14 protein-coding genes, 1 rRNA gene and 1 riboswitch are annotated in these 19,049 nt (G+C 42.9%); of the genes, 4 read left to right on the top strand and 11 right to left on the bottom strand.

From position 1 onward, the window contains the following. Positions 1-143 precede the first annotated feature (143 nt). On the bottom strand, positions 144-1,541 hold the full coding sequence (locus tag ACIGG7_RS19950) for a hypothetical protein (RefSeq protein WP_397550816.1): 1,398 nt from the start codon (positions 1,539-1,541) through the stop codon (positions 144-146). Then, positions 1,528-2,046, bottom strand: a complete 519-nt coding sequence (locus tag ACIGG7_RS19955; RefSeq protein ID WP_397550817.1) for an RNA polymerase sigma factor — start codon at positions 2,044-2,046, stop codon at positions 1,528-1,530. Before ACIGG7_RS19955 ends, ACIGG7_RS19950 begins: the two co-directional genes overlap by 14 nt. Before the next feature lie 285 nt (positions 2,047-2,331). Between ACIGG7_RS19955 and ACIGG7_RS19960 the strand changes: the two genes are divergently transcribed. Further along, a complete protein-coding gene (locus ACIGG7_RS19960; protein WP_397550818.1) occupies positions 2,332-4,743 on the top strand; it encodes a putative bifunctional diguanylate cyclase/phosphodiesterase in 2,412 nt (803 codons plus the stop codon). Positions 4,744-4,790: 47 nt separating this feature from the next. Here ACIGG7_RS19960 and ACIGG7_RS19965 read toward each other — a convergent pair whose 3' ends face one another. After that, complete coding sequence (locus ACIGG7_RS19965) at positions 4,791-5,111, bottom strand: hypothetical protein (RefSeq protein ID WP_397550819.1); 321 nt, start codon at positions 5,109-5,111, stop codon at positions 4,791-4,793. Here ACIGG7_RS19965 and galU point away from each other — a divergent pair. Together galU and ACIGG7_RS19975 are read left to right on the top strand one after the other, a co-directional pair. Continuing rightward, positions 5,102-6,043 (top strand): UTP--glucose-1-phosphate uridylyltransferase GalU, encoded by a 942-nt coding sequence (gene galU / locus ACIGG7_RS19970; RefSeq protein WP_397550820.1) that lies wholly within the window; start codon positions 5,102-5,104, stop codon positions 6,041-6,043. The two genes, ACIGG7_RS19965 and galU, sit on opposite strands and share 10 nt — an antisense overlap. Continuing rightward, a complete protein-coding gene (locus ACIGG7_RS19975) occupies positions 6,040-7,377 on the top strand; it encodes a UDP-glucose dehydrogenase family protein (RefSeq protein ID WP_397550821.1) in 1,338 nt (445 codons plus the stop codon). Before galU ends, ACIGG7_RS19975 begins: the two co-directional genes overlap by 4 nt. A 14-nt stretch (positions 7,378-7,391) precedes the next feature. Here ACIGG7_RS19975 and ACIGG7_RS19980 read toward each other — a convergent pair whose 3' ends face one another. The 5 genes from ACIGG7_RS19980 to ACIGG7_RS20000 form a co-directional block, all read right to left on the bottom strand. Continuing rightward, on the bottom strand, positions 7,392-8,513 hold the full coding sequence (locus tag ACIGG7_RS19980) for a histidine kinase N-terminal domain-containing protein (protein ID WP_397550822.1): 1,122 nt from the start codon (positions 8,511-8,513) through the stop codon (positions 7,392-7,394). A 170-nt stretch (positions 8,514-8,683) separates the two neighbouring features. Next, the gene (locus ACIGG7_RS19985; protein ID WP_397550823.1) at positions 8,684-9,715 is read right to left on the bottom strand and encodes a MupG family TIM beta-alpha barrel fold protein; all 1,032 of its coding nucleotides are present in this window, start codon (positions 9,713-9,715) and stop codon (positions 8,684-8,686) included. After that, positions 9,712-11,070 (bottom strand): PTS transporter subunit EIIC, encoded by a 1,359-nt coding sequence (locus ACIGG7_RS19990; protein ID WP_397550824.1) that lies wholly within the window; start codon positions 11,068-11,070, stop codon positions 9,712-9,714. Before ACIGG7_RS19990 ends, ACIGG7_RS19985 begins: the two co-directional genes overlap by 4 nt. An 84-nt stretch (positions 11,071-11,154) precedes the next feature. Next, the gene (gene murQ / locus ACIGG7_RS19995) at positions 11,155-12,057 is read right to left on the bottom strand and encodes an N-acetylmuramic acid 6-phosphate etherase (protein ID WP_397550825.1); all 903 of its coding nucleotides are present in this window, start codon (positions 12,055-12,057) and stop codon (positions 11,155-11,157) included. Positions 12,058-12,285: 228 nt separating this feature from the next. Continuing rightward, positions 12,286-12,834, bottom strand: a complete 549-nt coding sequence (locus tag ACIGG7_RS20000) for a competence protein ComK (protein WP_397550826.1) — start codon at positions 12,832-12,834, stop codon at positions 12,286-12,288. Between the two features lie 270 nt (positions 12,835-13,104). On the opposite strand from ACIGG7_RS20000, the gene ACIGG7_RS20005 reads away from it, so the two are divergent. Continuing rightward, positions 13,105-16,047, top strand: a complete 2,943-nt coding sequence (locus tag ACIGG7_RS20005; RefSeq protein ID WP_397550827.1) for an EAL domain-containing protein — start codon at positions 13,105-13,107, stop codon at positions 16,045-16,047. 141 nt (positions 16,048-16,188) lie between these two features. Beyond that, a riboswitch (cyclic di-GMP riboswitch) is annotated at positions 16,189-16,273 on the bottom strand. A gap of 261 nt (positions 16,274-16,534) precedes the next feature. Here the strand turns inward: ACIGG7_RS20005 and ACIGG7_RS20010 are convergent. The 3 genes from ACIGG7_RS20010 to rrf all read right to left on the bottom strand — a co-directional run. After that, positions 16,535-17,353, bottom strand: a complete 819-nt coding sequence (locus ACIGG7_RS20010; RefSeq protein WP_397550828.1) for an SGNH/GDSL hydrolase family protein — start codon at positions 17,351-17,353, stop codon at positions 16,535-16,537. Positions 17,354-17,521: 168 nt separating this feature from the next. Continuing rightward, entirely contained in the window at positions 17,522-18,358 is an 837-nt protein-coding gene (locus ACIGG7_RS20015) for a tyrosine-type recombinase/integrase (protein ID WP_397550829.1), read from the bottom strand. Positions 18,359-18,955: 597 nt separating this feature from the next. After that, positions 18,956-19,049, bottom strand: a 5S ribosomal RNA gene (gene rrf / locus ACIGG7_RS20020); the annotation flags it as partial.

The raw sequence follows: 19,049 nt of genomic DNA on the forward strand, positions 1-19,049 counted from the left end.
CCCATACTAAAAGCTGTATCTTACTTACGAAAGATACAGCTTACTTAGCAACTATTTAATAATTGCACTTTCTTATGGCCAGTTCTGAAGTCACTATCTTCTGCTCTCCCAATAGCAAGATCCTGCCTTCATTCAGTACAAATCTACCAACTATCATAGCGCAATACCCCATTTTCTAAACTCAGTAATTCTCCCCCGTTCCCTTCCTCTACTGTATAAGGCTCTCCGCTCTCAATGACGCCTTCAACAATGGCCGCAAATTGTTCCCTTGTATATTTCTTAGACTGATAGGTCATAAGATCAATGAAAAGGTCTTTATATTCAACTGGGGCTCCTGATACAAGAGATACGGTTGCGATGATTTTTCTGCCAATGATGACATGGGACATATCTGAGTGTGGAGTATAGTAGAAACGCGCTCCATATCTGCGGGCGATTTCATCATATCCTTTTCCTTTTTGATATTTGTCAAAATCGCGACTCAGTTTGAATGTAAACCCATTTGAATCAGTCATGGTAAACTCCAACGGGTACAACTCTTCTTCAGGACTGTTCGAATTTACATTTTCTTCGTCCTTGTCTTTCGATCCTGCGCTGCTGTTCATTTCGTTTGAGTTTGAAGCTGTTTCATAGGCTATCTTCTCTTCTTCTTTACGCTTTTTCTCTTCTGCATCCACTCTAAGCTGCTGATACTTGGCTTTCGCCTTGTTGATTTCGTCCTCCATCAAGACAGCCATTTGTTTGTTTGATAAACGCTGAACCTGATTCATTACCTTCTCTACCCTCTGATCAAAATCCTGCGCTCCGACCGATTGTTCTTCAGCCAGTTTATTAAGATCTTGAACTTCTTCCTGGATCTCCATATACTTGTTAAACTCATTCTCTAGAGTATTCACCCTGTCGGTATATTTACCTAAAAACGCTTTGAGGGAAGCATTTTCTAGTCGATCAAACGTCTTCATTTTTCTTGTCATCTCATCTTTGAGCACAGATATGCTCTCCTCAAGGTCTTCGTCAAAAACGCTTTGAGAAAGGATTTTGTTGATATCATTTATATGGTTTTGGAGCTCATTGGCTTGTGGTACGGTGTGATTGTACATTTCAATTTCTCTCATCAAGGAAATTAACTTTTTCTTTCCTTTTTCATTTTCAGATGCATCAACCTTTGAAAGTGACGATTGAGCCGACTTCATTTTTGAATCCGCTATTGGAACCAACAGTTGGCCTTCTTCTGTACTTTGCAAGTTTCCTTCCATTTCATCATAGGCCGTTTGAATTTCTTCCTGTGCCATAACATATCGTTCATGTTCCCTGTTTCTCTCTGTTTCTGAAATGATATAGACTGTAAGCAATGAAAATACGAAAATACCAAGTGCTGTGGCAACTAAACTACTCCATTTACCTCTCTGCCACAGGTTCTTCTTAGAAGGTGAAGATGGTTGATGATTGAGAAGCGTAGTATGAATCCGTTCCTTCGCCGATTCGTTTAATTGTAACTGTGGAAGCTCTTGTTTGAAATTTTCTTCGTTAACTTTCTTCATTTGGATATCCTCCTGTTATCGATTGCAGCTTTTTACACGCCCGGTGATACGTGATTCGAACTTTATTCTCCGTCCACCCAAGAATCGTAGCCGTTTCCTTTACGTCAAAGTCATTTACTCCTTTTAATATCAACACATCACGATAATTCGATTTTAGGTTTTGTATAACTGCAAGAAGCTCTCGGCTTCCTTCGTTAAGAAAATAAAGAGATTCAGGGGTTTCGAATGAGGCTCCTTCATGGCGAATGGATGAAAATGAAGTATTGAACCATCTACTTCTTTTCATTTTCCTCAGTTCATCAAGAGCCAAATTTCTCGCAATGGAATATAACCATGTCTTAGGATTCGCTTTTCCCTCAAAAGAATCCAGTGAGTTTAACGCCCGTATAAACACTTCCTGAACAAGATCTTCCACATCCGCTGAGCCCATCCGATAGACAAGAAACGTATAAATCGAGTCACTGTAAAGATGAAACCAATCTGCTACCAGCCTGTTGTCAGACATCCCATTCCCCCCGTTTTTCCTTTATACATATTAGACGATTATGAACCTATAAATATTTCATTTATTTGGATATTTTTTCATTTCATTTACAAATCACTTAATTTGGTTGACAAGTTCTTCAAATAGATCATGCTACATCTCAAGCACTTATACCCAATGTCGAAAAATCTTTATTTCATAATAAGAAACGTTTCTCTATAAAACCTTAAGAATAGTAGATAAAAAGAAAATTCTGTCGAAATACATGATATAATGTTATAAATAGGTATTTAGACGGAGGTACTAATGGCTGATTTCCTGGTGATATCCATCAATATCATAATGAGCATCCTCTTATCGGCTAGCTGCAGCTACCTTTCACTGAAGGAAGCTTTTAAACGAAATGGTCAAAAGCAAGCGTTAAGAAAGAAGGAGCTTTTGCTTCCTTCCTTTACTTATACGTTGTTTTATTGTCTGCTTCATGCGTCTGTAACGTTGATGATTTCTTACGAGATCTTCATTCAACGCTTTTTCTATTTCGCTCCGATTTTTTTTGTGATATGTTTTTTCAGTATTTATCTATCTCTTCGTCTGTTTGAGGACGTGAATACGGATAAAGTGAATTTCTTAAGAGGCGGGTTCATCTTTTCCCTGATCATGATGGCGGGAAACTTCGCCACGTATAGTGGATTGATCTATCCTCATATCGTTTTCAAACCCATGTATATCTGTTTAACGATTCTGATGACACTTGGTGTGACCTTTCCCTTTTTCCGGATGCTCTTACAGCTTAATAATCAGGAGAGCAGCTCCTATCAAGGAAAGCAGATTGTTTTTTGGAGCATTGTGATGGGTCTCGGGTTCTCCGGTATTACCTATCTGACGGCTTATTCCCTCCTTTCTCCTGTGAAATATGGATCGTATCTTTCCCTTGTGGAAAACAATCATATGATCCCCTTCATTATTGAAATGGCCCTCCTTTTAATTCTTTGGTTCATCCCAGATCACTTAGCCAATGATTTGCATAAAAAGCAGATGAAGGAGATTTACGAGAAAGAGCAGGAATACAAATCATTATATGAGAATAATCTTTCTGCCATCTTCACCTATAACCGGGATGCGGTCATCGTGGAAGCAAATGAACGGGCTGCAGACATGACGGGTTACTCTATAGATGAAATGGTGGGCAAGGGGTTCCGCAACTATGTGATGGAGAAAGATTTGGACCAGATTCAGATGGCGTTTCAACAATCCTTGATTGGAAATCCATCAAAATTTGAAATGGAATTCCCTCACCAAAAAGGGCATATCATGTCCATTCAAGTAATCGTAGTCCCCATCCATCTTGATGGAGAAGTAACTGGAGCACACGTACTGGCGACGGATATTACGGAAGCAATTCGTGACAAGAAAAAGATCCAGTATCTCGCTTTTCATGATGAACTGACCGGATTACCGAACAGACGGTATTTTAACGAAGAGTTTGAGCAAAGGGTGCTAGAAGGTAATAAGCAGATGGCTCTCCTTCTACTCGACCTGAACCGATTTAAAATTGTCAATGACACATTGGGCCATGGATATGGAGATGAACTCATCTCCCGGGTAGGAAAAAGATGCGTGAGGGTATTGGGAACGAAGGGGTTCATTGCACGGATGAGTGGGGACGAATTCATCATATTGCTTCCGTCCATCGATAGCAGGAGTGACGTCCATAAAATGGCGGCAGCGATCCACGAAAGCCTGAAGACACCTTTTGACATTGGCGGGCATGAAATTATGACAAGCACTTCCATGGGGATCTCCCTCTACCCCCATGATGGCCATGACCTTTCCACTCTTTTGAAAAAAGCGGATATCGCCATGTATACGATGAAAAAGAGTGAAGGAGCCTATCAGCTTCTCTTTTCCGATCAGCTTGAAGAGAAGGGGATCAATCCGATTGAACTGGAAGAAAACCTTAGAAAAGCGCTAATCAACGAAGAATTTGAGTTGTATTATCAGCCACAACTCTCTTTGACGACGAGCAGAGTCGTTGGAGTCGAGGCATTGATCAGATGGAATCACCCGGTAAAAGGACTGATACCACCTGCGGATTTCATTCCCCTGGCAGAAGAAACGGGATTGATCATCCCACTCGGGGAGCGCATTCTGATTGAAGCCTGCAAGCAGCTTAAAGTTTGGAAGAATGAAGGCTATGACTTCAAGGTATCTATCAATGTTTCATCCCGGCAGTTTCATGATGCCACTTTTGTGGAAATGGTGCGGAATGTGGTAACGACATACGATGTTCCTCCTTCCCTCGTCGAGCTAGAGGTCACTGAAAGCACAACCATGCATCATGTCGAAGAAGCACTGGCGAAATTGAATGCCTTGCGGGAGATCGGCGTCTCCATCGCAATCGATGATTTCGGCATTGAATACAGTTCGTTAAGCTATCTACAGAAATTCTCGATTCAAACGCTGAAGATCGACAGAAGCTTCATTATGGGACTGGACGAACATGAATCCAATAAAGCGATCGTTTCAGCCATTCACGCCATGGCCAAACATTTGAAGCTAACCATCGTGGCTGAAGGTGTAGAGACTGAGTCCCAACTGGAGTGGCTGAAGGAATTACAATGTGAGTATGCTCAAGGATACTACTTCAGCAGACCGGTTCCGGCTGAGAGACTGAGTGACTTTATGAAAGAGCGGAAACGCGCGGCTGTGATTGGATGACCGACTATATGACCTCACTGAATCTTGATGAATATTCAGTGGGGTTTTTACATTTGTCGACCCTTAATTCCAATAAGGTCCTTCACCCGAACATCCACCGCCACATCTTCACCCACCCCACTATCGAAATCCAAAGAGGGATACTGAATAACACTCCCCAGAACAAACCGACGAACAGACTGCCATCTTCCTTCACGACTTTCACCTGACCTCCACTCAATATAATCGTCAGTCTGAACAGAAATCCCATCATCCATACTCAATGTAAATTCTTCGTAAAACCAACCTTTCCCAAGGGATATCCTCCCCTCGCCTCTGATAATATAGAAGAAGATACATATTTTCGGAGGTGTATAGAGTGAAACCATCTGATCTCTCCTTATTATTGGCATCATCCTTCCCAACGAAGAAAAAAGTCACGAAAGCCATCATCCCTGCAGCGGGACTGGGTACGAGATTTCTTCCGGCTACAAAGGCTCAACCGAAGGAAATGCTACCGATCGTAGATAAACCGACCATTCAATACATCATAGAAGAGGCCGTTCATTCCGGCATCACGGATATCATCATCATTACCGGGCGAGGCAAAAGGAGTATTGAAGACCACTTTGATAAATCCTATGAACTGGAAGCTTCATTGGAGAAAAAAGAAAAATGGGACGCCCTTGAGGAAGTTCAGTCCATCGCAAATCTCGCAAACATCCATTATATCAGGCAGAAGGAGCCTCTCGGGTTGGGGCACGCAGTTCTGTGTGCCCGTTCCTTCATCGGGGATGATCCCTTTGCCGTCATGCTTGGAGACGATATGATTCTTTCTGAACAACCGTGTGTCAGTCAACTGATTGACTCTTACAATGAGTTTCAATCTCCCATCATCGGGGTTCAGGAAGTAAAGGATGAAGACGTATCGAAGTATGGGGTCGTCGATCCTTTACTTACGAAAAAAAGGGAAGAGGATTCGATCCATAAAATCCAGGGACTCGTTGAAAAGCCGCTTCCTCATGAAGCTCCCTCCACTCTGGCAATCATGGGGAGATACATTCTGACTCCTGATATATTTACGTATTTAGAAAAATTACAATTGGGTGCTGGCGGGGAATTTCAATTGACCGACGCATTGAACGAATATAATAAGGATCATGCGATGTATGCCAAAGTCTTTAACGGAGATCGATATGACATCGGAGATAAATTTGGATTCATTAAAGCGACGATCGAATGTGCCATGAAGAGGCCCGAGCTGAAAAGGCATTTAACGTCATACCTGAAAGAATTGCTGGAAAAGGAGGGAGTGGAATGAATATATCCGTGATTGGAGCAGGTTATGTAGGTCTTGTGACAGGCACATGCCTCGCAGAAATCGGGCATCACGTCATCTGTCTTGACGCAAACAGGGAGAAAGTAGACATGTTAAAAAACGGCCATTCCCCCATCTATGAACCAGGATTAGAACGTTTACTGCAAAAAAATGCTGGATCCGGCCATCTTTCTTTCACTACAGACTATCAAGTCGCGTGTGACAAAGCTGAAGTCATCATCATCGCCGTAGGGACCCCTTCCCGTCCGGATGGTTCCGCCGACCTGTCTGCACTCCAGGATGTGGCTGAAAAAATCGGCTCCCACATCCGAAAGAATGGGACGATCGTGGTAACAAAAAGCACTGTGCCGGTAGGAACCAATCGCAAGGTGAAATCCTGGCTTGAAGCTCATTCCTCTCCAGCTCGCAGGTTTATGATCGCCTCGAACCCAGAATTTTTAAGAGAAGGCTCCGCCATTCATGACACCTTCAACGGTGACCGGATCGTCATCGGTACCGAAGATGACGATACAGCAAGAAAACTGGAAGAAATGGTCGCGCCATTTGAAGTGCCGATTTTACACACTTCTATTGAAAGTGCCGAAATGATTAAATATTCTTCTAACGCATTTTTGGCAACAAAAATCAGCTTCATCAATGAAATCGCCAACCTATGTGAAAAGCTTGGGGCAAACGTGGAAGATGTGGCAAAAGGGATGGGAATGGACAACCGAATTGGCCCTTCCTTTCTGCAAGCAGGGATAGGCTATGGGGGCTCATGCTTTCCGAAAGACACGAATGCCCTTGTTCAAATAGCAGGGGAAATTGAGCATGAGTTCGATTTATTGGAAGCCGTGATTCACGTCAATGCGAAACAACAGGTGAAACTTGTACAAAAGGCGAAGGAAGTCGTAAAGGATTTAAAGGGTAAGCGAGCAGGAATGTTGGGTCTTTCCTTCAAACCGAATACGGACGATATCCGAGAAGCTGCTTCCTTGGAAATGATCAAACAATTACTGGAAGAAGGTGCCGAGGTAACGGTATACGACCCGGTGGCCCGGGAAAATGCGAAATCCATCCTTGGGTCGAAAGTGACATTCGCAGATAATTGCTTCGACGCCATTGAGGATCAAGACATGTTATTCATTGCGACCGAATGGGAAGAATTTAAGGTCTTACGACTGAAAACCATTTCCAGGCTAATGAAAACCCCAATCGTTTTTGATGGACGAAATTGCTTTTCCCTTGAAGAAGCAAAGAGTACTACCATCGATTATTATTCGATCGGCAGACCACCCGTCCTTCATTCCACTTTAAAAACACCTCATTCCAAATGAATGAGGTGTTTTCATTACTGAGCTACATTCAATTCCACAGGTATACCGATCGTAAAGGTCGTCCATTCCTCATTAGACTGACATAGTATTTCTCCCCCATGTTTTTCAATCAGCTTTTTACAAATATAAAGACCTATTCCCGTTCCAAGGTCCTTGGTTGTATAAAAAGGTTCAAAAATCGCTCCGATCGTCTCTTCTTTGATTCGAGGGCCATTGTTCGAAATCTCCAGATTGGTCCGTCCCTCTCTTACCTTGCAGGACACATGGATCTGCCTATCTCCTTCCACTTCTTGAAGGGCATCGATGGAGTTCATAATCAAATTAAGAAATACCTGCCTTAACTCATCCCTGTTTCCAAGTACCCTGATGTCACCTTCACAATTGAAATCAATGGATACATCCCCATCAAGCAGGCTCGGGTACAGGAACTCGATTGTCTCTTCCAGGTGCTCGGTCAGAATGATTTCTTCCCTCGTGCTGTCAATTAAGTCTTTCCTCGATACATGGAGGAATTGTGAGATGCGGTAATTCAATTGTTCAAGTTCATGCTGCATGATATCCAGGTAAGGTAGCTCGGGATGGTCGTTCTGTAAGAGTTTGGTGAATCCAATGATGGACGTCAACGGGTTCCTGAACTCATGTACGAAGCTCGAGCTCATCTGGCCGAGGATCGTCAACCGTTCTTTATGAGTCTGGTCGATATACAGCTCTTTCTCCTGAAGCTGCTGCTCTTTGATTTCCGTATATTTTCGAACGGCAAGGTAAGAAAATCGATCAAACAGAGCATTAATATCTTCGAATATGGGCTGTAATTGCCGAAGCTCTATGCCAGAATTGCTCACCCACTTAATAATGATACTCTTCCCTATGTTTACATTGTAAACAAACTCGCTAATATTCACGTTGGCATTGACTCGTTCCAAAGCCGTCTTGTGGGCAAGGATGGTGATCTCTTCTTCACTGAGGGGCTTCACAATCGCACGCTTCACCAATTGGAACATTTTCATGCCATTGTTCAACACTTCTTCTTTATAAATATCGTTTTCTGAAATCACGATTCTCTTAAGCCAATTATGTAAAAATTCATCCGAATGGTTTTCCAGGTATTGTATCAGCATGGTTGAAGCACTAGTCATTGATCGGCATTCCCTTCATTCCGGTTATTGTCGAAATATTCACTGATATTATCATAACAGAAATTAAAGAGAATTCGGTTACAATATTTAAAATGTAATGAAAACGTTCGTGGTTTATACCGTGCGAATGAGAAAAGAGCATGATTTAAAATCCCATGCTCTTTTCTACACTATTCAATAAGGTCCGTCCCTCTTACGAGTTGAATCTTTTGACCTGGTTGAAGAGATTCTAATAGAGGAAAATCGGATTGACAGATCCTCCCCATCACATTGACAGCAGGATCACGAGCCAGATCATGCCTGATAATCTGCATCTCTCCTCTGTACCGTCCATAGGAATTATTATCCCTCGTAATCGTGCCCCGTGGTCTTTCAACCGTATTTGATGGAGGAACATTATCATTCGTCCTTGTATCCAGCAGTCGCAACACATCCCTCCCTGGATCAGGACGAAGCTGATACGCTCCTTCTATTTCCCCGCTACCATTGTAAGAAAGTTCGATGACATCTTCCCGATCAAAGCGTTCGAGCTTTTGCAGGAGCTCAGTGGAACAACCGGGATCTCCAACAAACAAACCTTTCACGCCCCACCGCTTCAATTGTACAGCACTCACATATGGACTTTGTTGACGGTGATCTTCCAAAGTGGGCAGCCCCAGATGCAGTGGCCCCCGCATTTTTTCATCCCCTGGGATAAACGCATACACGGGTATGCATAACGAATCATAGAGGTTCTGCTGTTCGAGGAAATACGTTTCATCCAACCCCGTTCCCGGCTTTGGATAAAAATTATGCCAGGCAATCATATTCCCCGTTTCCAGTCCACTTTCAATCCATTTCTGCAGTTCTATTTCCCCCACCGTACTGGCATTGATGGCAATTCGAAACTTAAGGGACAACTCCAGCATTTCTTCCGTCGTAAATCCATCATCCAGCCTCAAGGAGGTGACGCCCAGTTCTTTCAGCTCTTCAAAACCACTGAGTCCAAGCATGTCGGGTGTTTTCTTCGATACATCCGCGAACACCTCAAACCCTTCCTTTTTAAATAGGGATAAAAGATTTCCGACGCGTTCAGAAGTCACATCCGATTCTTCCGGTATATGAAGAGAGGTAAAGGCAAGCTTGATACCCGATGAAGAAGCTCGAAGAATCCGCTCTTCAGCATCTTCTTCATCAGACAGATAAACGGAGATCCCGATCATTCAAATTCACTCGCCATTTCATCCTTGAACCCGAACAGATACGTTAAAGCGAAACCTGCTGCATAGGCAATCAATAGTCCAAGAGTATAGTAGAGGATTTCTCCGGCGTTAACTAAGAAAATCAAAGGAAGTCCCGATACCCCTATCGCGAAGGTTGCGACATCAAAGTAAGCCTGGAATGCCCCACCGAACCCCGCTCCTAAACACGCTGTCAAAAACGGTCGCCCTAAAGGCAGAGTCACACCAAAGATCAAAGGCTCACCAATACCGAGCATCCCGGCAGGAAGCGCCCCGCCGATCGCTCTCTTCAACTTTTTCTTCTTTGTTTTCATGAAGATGGCAAACGCCGCTCCAACCTGACCGGCACCACCCATGGCAAGGATTGGCAAGAGGGGATCGTCCCCGATCGTATTGATCAATTCCAAATGGACTGGCGTCAACCCTTGATGCAGTCCAGTCACCACGAGTGGCAGGAAGGTGGCACCAAGAACGAATCCGGCAACAATGCCTCCCATATCAATAAGAGAAAGTAGACCATTGGTAATCAAATCTGAGATAAAACCGCCGACCGGCATAAATACGGTGTACGTCAATAAACCTGTAACAAGTAGCGCTATCGTAGGCGTCACAATGATATCGACCGCCTGCGGGATGACCTTTCGAACATTTTTTTCAACAAAAGCCATGAATATGGCGGCAATCAAGACTCCGATCAACCCGCCCCGCCCTGGAAGAAGATTCTCCCCAAACAGCGTTACGTCACCGATCGCCGGATTGATGATCAAGATACCCGCCAAACCACCGAGTGCCGCCGATCCCCCAAATTCTTTCGCCGCATTCATCCCGACAAGGATACCAAGGTAGCCGAATAATCCACTACCGATGATGGAGAGCATCATGACAAGCTGTGATTCACCGTTCAACCAGCCAGCCTGTACGAAGAACTTCGTGAACCCCGTAATCAAGCCGGACGCAATCAACGCAGGAATCAGGGGAATGAAGATGTTCGCGACGCGACGCAGGAGAAGCTTGAACGGTGTCGCATTCTTCTTCTTAAGATCAGCCTTTTGCTCTGCTGCCCTTGCCTTTAAGTCAAGCTCTCCCTTCTTGTCCGCAACCAGCTTCCCGAATTCTTCCGTCACCTTATTGACCTTCCCGGGTCCAAGGATGACCTGATACGTTTCATCCTCCACAAATCCGAGCACACCCTCTATTCTTTTAATTTCTGCTTTATCTATGAGCTCTTCGTTATATACCTTTACTCTTAATCTCGTCATGCAATGTTCATAGCTTGCGATATTATCAGCACCGCCAAACCGTTCCAATAGGACTCCAGCCAGTTCTTTGTTTGTCAATTTCACCTTCCCCTTTCATTTCTTGATCCACCCTCCACTTTATCTCTATGAATGCGAGTGGACGGGTACCCCTATACGAATAGACTATTTTTCAATGGCCAGCCGGACATATCCGTTCGCATCTTCCAACCTGCTCTTCGCTTCCTCATATCCGCAGCCAAGAATGATCATCACAATCGAGGGTTTCACTTCGTTATTCGCCTTCTTCAACGTCGCTGCTGCCATATCCTTATCGGCTCCCGTGATGCTTTCGATGATCCCGATCGCCCGCTGTTCAAGCTTGTAGTTGCTGATGTTCACATCCACCATCAGGTTTCCATATGCCTTTCCGAGCTTGATCATGGCTGCTGTCGAGATCATGTTCAGAACCATTTTCTGCGCCGTACCTGCTTTTAACCGGGTGGATCCCGTCAATGCTTCTGGTCCTGCATCGACTTCAATCGCATGTTCTGCTTCAGCAGAGATTTTGGACCCCGTATTACAAGATAGAGCCACCGTTGTCGCCCCTAACTCCCTTGCATATTTCAGTCCGCCGATCACATATGGGGTACGGCCGCTCGCAGCAATGCCGACAACCGTGTCCGCTTTCGTCAATCCGATTTCCTTCAAGTCAGATACACCGAGCCCCTCGTCATCCTCGGCTCCTTCAACCGCCTTTACAAATGCCTTTTCTCCACCCGCGATCAAACCGACTACCACGTCACTGTCCACACTGAACGTCGGTGGACATTCCACGGCATCCAGGACACCAAGCCTCCCGCTCGTACCTGCCCCCATATAAATCAGCCTTCCACCTTGAGAAATAGACGTCACGACCTTGTCGACCACTTCTTCTATTTGTGGAATCACCAGCTTAACAGCCGAAGCCACCTTCTGATCTTCCTCATTCATCATTCGAAGAATCTCACCGGTACCCGCCGTATCGATTCCCAGCGTATTCCGGTTCACCTTCTCTGTTGATAATTCGAAAACATTATCCTCTTTCACACGTCATTCCTCCCACAAAGCTGTATGCGTTTTCATTAACTCTATTATACTCACGTTTAAAATATTATTTCAATTGAATTTTATATTATATGAAATTTAATTTTAGATTAGACCTATGTTTTATGTGGGAATAAAGGAGGATTTTACTAGAAATGTAGAACAACCACAAATAGGAGTTGGAACAAGTTTCCTACTCCTGTTTTGGTTATTTTTTTAGAGGTCCGTCCCTCAGTGATGCGCGCCGAATCCGTCCGGGTTGGGGAGGTTTGATTGAAATCCCGGGAGATAGAGTTCGGTTTCGTTCCGATTCAAGGATGAGATTGTCGGGATGGTGGAGAAATGGGTCATGGTGACTGCCGCCCGCTCCCGCTGTTTCATGATGACGCTCTCGGAGCAATTGATGGCAAGCTTTTCTCCGTTGGTAAAATGAACATAGGTTTTTCCTTCTGAGGTGGAGGTCGATTCAATATGCTGACAGAACAGCCAGATGCAGTCATAATCGGTTGGGGCCTTGGTGGGTATCGCATAAATGTACTGCTGCGGGCAAATCATAAGAGGTGTCTTTCTAGGGTAGCGGAATGCGTGCCGGACGGCTTTGATCCTGCCATCATACGTCGACCTGTGCGTAAGACAGGATTCATCCAGTATGTCCATTGCCGATTTCTTACTCGACGTCTTCGTCCTTCCAAAATCATGGACGACTGTTTGATGAATCCCATCATAAGCAGGACTGATCGCCGTCGTCCATCGAGTAACCATCTCTTTTAAACCTTTCAAACCCAACACCATCCTTTTTCCTTTTTATATAAGTCTCTATTATCTGATTTTTTAAAGAAACGAGACTTTATTACTATTATATATCATTTCCAGAGTATTTCCATTTATATTTGTATATTATTGATAAAAATCTCATAATTTGAGGAAATAGGGTTTTTTTAGTCGAATTATGCATATGGTTCATTCCATTCCCCATCATTCTTATGGTATATTTTTATTAAAATTGTAAGTTTTTATATCGTAATTCATGTTTCGAAAGGGGCAAGTTGCTTGATTAATGTTATGAATCTTCTAAGAAAATCTCAAAATGGTTCAGTTGATGACGAGCAGCTGATGAATATATATGAATTATTATTTGATCATTATCCTGATCCTGTTTATATCCTGGATCTCGAAGGCCAAATGCTTGCCTCAAATAAAGCGATCAAATCATTTTTTGATCAAAAAGTTAAGAATATTCAGCATTTTATTTCTGAATGCGTTCCACAGCCCTATATCCCGGATACTCTTGAGCATTTCAGTATGGCTGTCAAAGGGGAATACCAGCAGTATCGATGTGCACATATCCGTCGAAATGGGAAGCTCATTGAAACAAATGTCCATTTTCAGCCTCTCTTCAACCGGAACAAGGTCTTCGCTATCGTTCTGCTCATTCGTGACATCTCTGAATGGGAAGCTCAGAAATCCATTCTTTCAAAACTAGAAATGAGTGCCAATACGGTAGAGGAACTTGTGGACCTCGGAACATGGGATTATGATATCGTTTCTGATACAGCTCTTTGGTCCGATCAAATGTATACTCTGTTCGATATGGATAAGGATGAGACCCCTACCTATGAAAAAGTATACGAGCGCATCCACCCAGATGATCGGGAGAATTTCGATACTCAATATCGGAAAGCCATTGAAGAGAAATGTTTCTTCAGCATTTCCTATCGAATCATAAAAAAAGACGGCTCTCTGCGGATCGTAAATCAATATGCAGATGTCCTTCTTGATGAAAACAGGCTTCCTGTCCGAATGATCGGAACGTCACATGATATCACAGAGCAAGTACACATCCAAACGAAGATGAAAGAGCAGGAACAGTATGTCAAGAAAATCTACGATAATCTGGACGCAGGAATCTGGTCCATGGATGTACGAGAAAACAAGATTCTGTTTACTTCAAAGGGAATTGAGAATATTTCCGGGTACACAAGCCAGGAATTCGAAGAAGGAAAGATTATTTGGTCGGACCTCATCGCTTCTGACGATCTACCATACTACCATTCAAGGCAAGAAATATTGGCCGAAACCAAACCTCCAAAAGGACGCTATCGCATCATCCATAAGGAAGGGCATATCCGCTGGGTCGAGGATCATACGATACCCGTATTCAACCCTGAAGGTATACTGATACGAATGGACGGGATCATCACAGACATAACGGAGCAGATCAAGTCAGAAGAAGCCATGGCCCACCATGCCTACCATGACTATTTAACCGACCTTCCGAACCGAAGAAAGTTTGAAGTGGAACTTGACACTCTTATAGAGAGCTCCAGCATATTAAAGAAGCAATTTGCCATTTTATACATAGATATGGATGGATTCAAACGGATCAACGATACCCTTGGGCACCAAAAAGGAGATATCCTCCTTAAAGAGATATCCTCCCGGCTCGTACAGAATACTCCTGACCCTGATCTCGTCGCAAGGATGGGCGGAGACGAATTCACGATTCTACTTCGCCACATACAGGATATAGAAGAAGCCATTTCGTTCGCCAAGAACCTGATCGCCTCCTTGGAAGAACCCTTCTTTATTGAAGGCTATGAATTATTTATCACGGCAAGCATCGGGATGACACTGTTTCCAATCGATGGAGAAGATCCGGAGACGCTCATGATGAGAGCAGATACAGCCCTTTACAGAGCAAAAGATATGGGCAAGAATAATTTCCAAATCTATACGTCATCCATGAATATAGAGTCTTTCAAAGTATTTCAATTAGAAAAGGATTTACGTAAAGCACTAAAGAATGACGAACTTCTCTTACATTACCAACCTAAAGTCGACAGCAAATCCGGGCGCTTGGTCGGAGCAGAAGCCCTAATCAGGTGGCAGCATCCAGAGTGGGGACTGATCTCCCCTCATGAATTCATTCCGATCGCTGAAGAAAACGGGCTCATCATCCCCATCACCGATTGGGTGCTCCAAACAGTATGTCAGCAAGTAAGAGAATGGGGAAGTTTACAAGTTCCACTCATTCCGATATCCATCAATATGTCACCCAAACGTTTTCTGCGAAATGACTGGGTCGAAACCATTCTCGGTATAATAGAAGAAAACGGTGTAGACCCTTCATTGCTGGATCTCGAAATAACAGAAAGTGTACTGATCCAGAACGAAGAATCATTTATATCATCTGTAGAAAGATTGAAAGAGATTGGCGTACGATTTTCCTTGGATGACTTTGGCACCGGGTTCTCTTCTCTCTTATATTTAAAGAAATTTAACGTTGATACCGTCAAAATTGATCGGAGCTTCATACGGGACTACCTGAATGAGAGTGATACCGAAATCACAAAATCCATCATAAACTTGGCACATGGATTGCACTTGACTGTAGTAGCAGAAGGTGTGGAGACAGAAAGTCAGCGAAGGTTCCTACTGGAGAATGGATGCGATAGTATACAGGGGTACCTATTCAGTAAGCCCATTCCTCCTGAAGACTTCGATCGGTATCTAAGAGAGCCGGTCCTTCAGCCGGAGCAGGTTGAAACCCTACTCCCCATGGAGGAAAGACGTGATGTATTCAGAATCGACTTTACGTACCCCCTAAAAACGGATATGACCATAGCCAGCGTAAATGGGAAGCCTGCAAAAGTAGGAACAACAGAAGTACTGGTAGAAAATATCGGACCGGGCGGATTACGATTCCTGACTCATTTGAGATTGCCTGCATCCCCGGGCATCGTATTTGATTTCAATACTGTCATCCTTGGCGAAACAATCAGTCTTCCAGGGAAAGTAGTATGGAAGCAAGAACCTCATTCTGACTTCTTTAGATACGGTGTTCAATTTATTCTAAGCCCTTCTGAACAAGCACACTTGATGAAATTGTTAAATAAGTTGTCTATTGAGGTATTGAAAACGCCCGCTCCGGGAGGATGTTCTTTCATTGAAACAGACGGGCTTGAGTATCTATCCATGAAAATAACAAAATAGGGCATTGATGCATGGCGGATAAACATTTTGTTTATCTGCCTTTTTTGCAAATGCTCTATCAAAGCTGACTTCTCGACCATTTTTGGCCAAATAAAAAAACCTTTCTGCAAGGTTTAAACTGAACGCATGATAGGATATGTATTCGGCAACTGGCAGGCATAGTCTACGAACCTTAGCCCCTATAGTTTTGCGTCACCATCTTTCAATGGTTTTGCCTTTATCGTACATATTGATGTTGACCCCTATCTATTTAGTTAAACAGCCTTCTGCGGGGATTTTGAAACACCTTTACGTAAACACTCTTCTCTTCACACCTGAAAAATTTAATACCAATGATCTTGAGGGGTGTCCAAATCTCCTTCATATAATAGACAGGCAAACCATGTCCTCCTCCCTGTATATTTTCATTATATTTACAATTATATTATATAAAAGTCTGAATAATCTATAATTTATTATCGACAACATTTTCAGACAATAAAATTGATCAACCAGTAGCTTGTTGAATAAAATAATCTATTAAAAACCGTGACCAAACGGCATTACCTTTTTCATTAGGTAGCCCTTCACCAGTAAGGTAGCTTAATAGGTTATCCGACTCCCCATTCGGCCACGCTTTCCAATGATCAAGATAGATATAACCATGGGCTAATGCATATTCCTCCAGGTCACTTTCCTCTTTAGGATAATAATAGGCCTGATAGATAGGATTGGACGGTTGAATCATAACCGTAACACCTGAATTGGTAGACTTAAATTGTTTAATGATGGTCGAAAGATTTTTTAAGCGGTCCTCCATCGATAATTTGGAGTTATCATATAATAGAAAAGGCTCAATGAGTAAAATGTCCGGCTTGGATGCTGCCAGTCCATCGAGAAGTTTTTCATGAATAACTTGTGTGGATGTTTTATTAGCTATTTCTTTCGTTGTAACCTTGATCACAGACGGACCATATGTATTCATCAATTTCTCTTTCAGCAAGTTCGGCCATGCCCCTTCTTTAGTAGAGGTAGAAGCCGAACCTAGAATGGCAAGAGTGACGGGTTGTCCAGAGGCCACTTTATCTCGAAATTTGGATTGCAATTCTTTCGGAAGATAGTTCAACTTATCGAGTGTAACGACATCTGCGATCTTCTTTCTTTTTTCGGGCTCAGTATCTTCACTAATATCCTTTTCTTCAATTGGATGTTGCGCTGTTTGACCTTCGGCATGTACCCTCTCAATCCTATCATTCCAATACAGCTTCCCACTTATCAAGGTGAAAAGTGTTACAACAATAAGTCCAACCATTAAAGCCGTTCTCATACAATCAATATCCCCCCATCCATGTAGTATGTACTATCATAAAGGAGGCAGATAAATAATATTGTATATATATGTAGACATCCATAACAAAAATTCCGACATACTTCATGACAAAAACCCCTTATTCATTTAAATAAGGGGGGGTTCTATATTATTACGTTCTTGCAATCACTCAGGTGAAAAAGTCTTTCGGATCGCATCCTCGTACTCCGCATGCTGCAACCTCGATCTTGCATATTTCTTCGTGACATTAATATCCTTATGACCAGCAAGCTTAGACACCACTTCCAGGCTCACACCCTTATCTATCAATTGCTGGCAAAAGGTATGACGTAACTTCTGAGCATTTACACCGTATTTCTTCAACATATACTGTACAGCTCGCTCCGTTAACCTTTCATTGGATTTTGACACAAACAAAGCCTTATCCCCCGGATTCAACGGTAAATAAATCAAGAGATGATGTTTCAATTCTTCAGAAAGCGGAATAATCCTTTCGTCATCATGAGATGACACTACCTTGAGAACGCCCTCTTGAAAATCAAGATCAGATTGATCCAACTCACAAAGTTCAGACACTCTGATCCCTGTATGGAGAAGCATGTATACAATGGCTATGTTTCTTTCATTCTCATGCTCTCTTACTTCAGATAACAACCTCTCACACTCTTGTTTTGTAAGAACCTCTATCTCATCTTTCTTATCCGCCTTTTGAATATGAATCCCCAGTGTAATATGAGGCTTCTTTACATATTTTGAAAAAGTTCGGATTGCCCCGAGTATTTTATCCGTTGTAATCGGGCTCTTCCCCTTTTCTTCTAAAAACAGTATGTAGTCCTGAACATCCTTCTGAGCCACATCTTCAAGTTCCTGATGATTCCCCTGAAGCCATTGTTCAAATTTCTTAAGTTCTTGATGGTAAGTCGAAATGGTATTTGTTGATTTACCTTCCTGTTCAAGCCACTTTAAAAACGAATCAATCATTGTACTAGAAGAACCTTGCAAGAGTACCACCCTTTCAGATCAAACCTCTATTTACTAATATCGTAGAACTAATGGAAGAAGAAGTCAACTTCTCCGAATATAATAAGGAATATATTAGGAAGTTCAATGACTGTCGGTGCTGAAGGGTATAGCTCATAACGAGAGGATGAATCTCTTCGGTTCTCGATCTTGCTCCTACCCCTGACTTGGAGGAATGTCTGGCTAGTGTTTCAGGTTGGGAGATGGGGACATGTTGTTGATTTTGGGTAGGCATCTGGTGGAAAATGAGGGGTAAGATGGGAATCTGCAGAAAATAAAGTCATATGGGAAACTTCAGAGAAGAAATGAAGGGGAAATGAGCCTTTGGCGGACTTTTGATGGGGAGATGTATGTTTAGAATGGACTTACTTGGTAGGAATTGCGTCGTTTTTAACTTTATTGCGTCATTTCCGGGGATATTTGCGTCATAATTTTATTTTATGCGTCGTTTTCGGTGATATTTGCGTCACTTTTTTGTTATATGCGTATTTTACCAATTTTCACCTAATCTGAAACATCAGCTACTTCTTTCCAAGAATAAAAAAGAGTAACTCCACTGAGCTACTCTTTTCACATATTGCCTGGCGACGTCCTACTCTCACAGGGGGAGATCCCCCAACTACCATCGGCGCTGAAGAGCTTAACTTCCGTGTTCGGCATGGGAACGGGTGTG

This window comes from Rossellomorea sp. NPDC077527, from assembly GCF_044542955.1.
GTDB lineage: Bacteria > Bacillota > Bacilli > Bacillales > Bacillaceae_B > Rossellomorea > Rossellomorea aquimaris_E.

Excerpts from the sequence above, each read along its gene's own strand:
- ACIGG7_RS19950 (WP_397550816.1), bottom strand. The coding sequence starts at position 1,541 with ATGAAGAAAGTTAACGAAGAAAATTTCAAACAAGAGCTTCCACAGTTA.
- ACIGG7_RS19955 (WP_397550817.1), bottom strand. The coding sequence starts at position 2,046 with ATGTCTGACAACAGGCTGGTAGCAGATTGGTTTCATCTTTACAGTGAC.
- ACIGG7_RS19960 (WP_397550818.1), top strand. The coding sequence starts at position 2,332 with ATGGCTGATTTCCTGGTGATATCCATCAATATCATAATGAGCATCCTC.
- ACIGG7_RS19965 (WP_397550819.1), bottom strand. The coding sequence starts at position 5,111 with ATGGTTTCACTCTATACACCTCCGAAAATATGTATCTTCTTCTATATT.
- ACIGG7_RS19975 (WP_397550821.1), top strand. The coding sequence starts at position 6,040 with ATGAATATATCCGTGATTGGAGCAGGTTATGTAGGTCTTGTGACAGGC.
- ACIGG7_RS19980 (WP_397550822.1), bottom strand. The coding sequence starts at position 8,513 with ATGACTAGTGCTTCAACCATGCTGATACAATACCTGGAAAACCATTCG.
- ACIGG7_RS19985 (WP_397550823.1), bottom strand. The coding sequence starts at position 9,715 with ATGATCGGGATCTCCGTTTATCTGTCTGATGAAGAAGATGCTGAAGAG.
- ACIGG7_RS20010 (WP_397550828.1), bottom strand. The coding sequence starts at position 17,353 with ATGAGAACGGCTTTAATGGTTGGACTTATTGTTGTAACACTTTTCACC.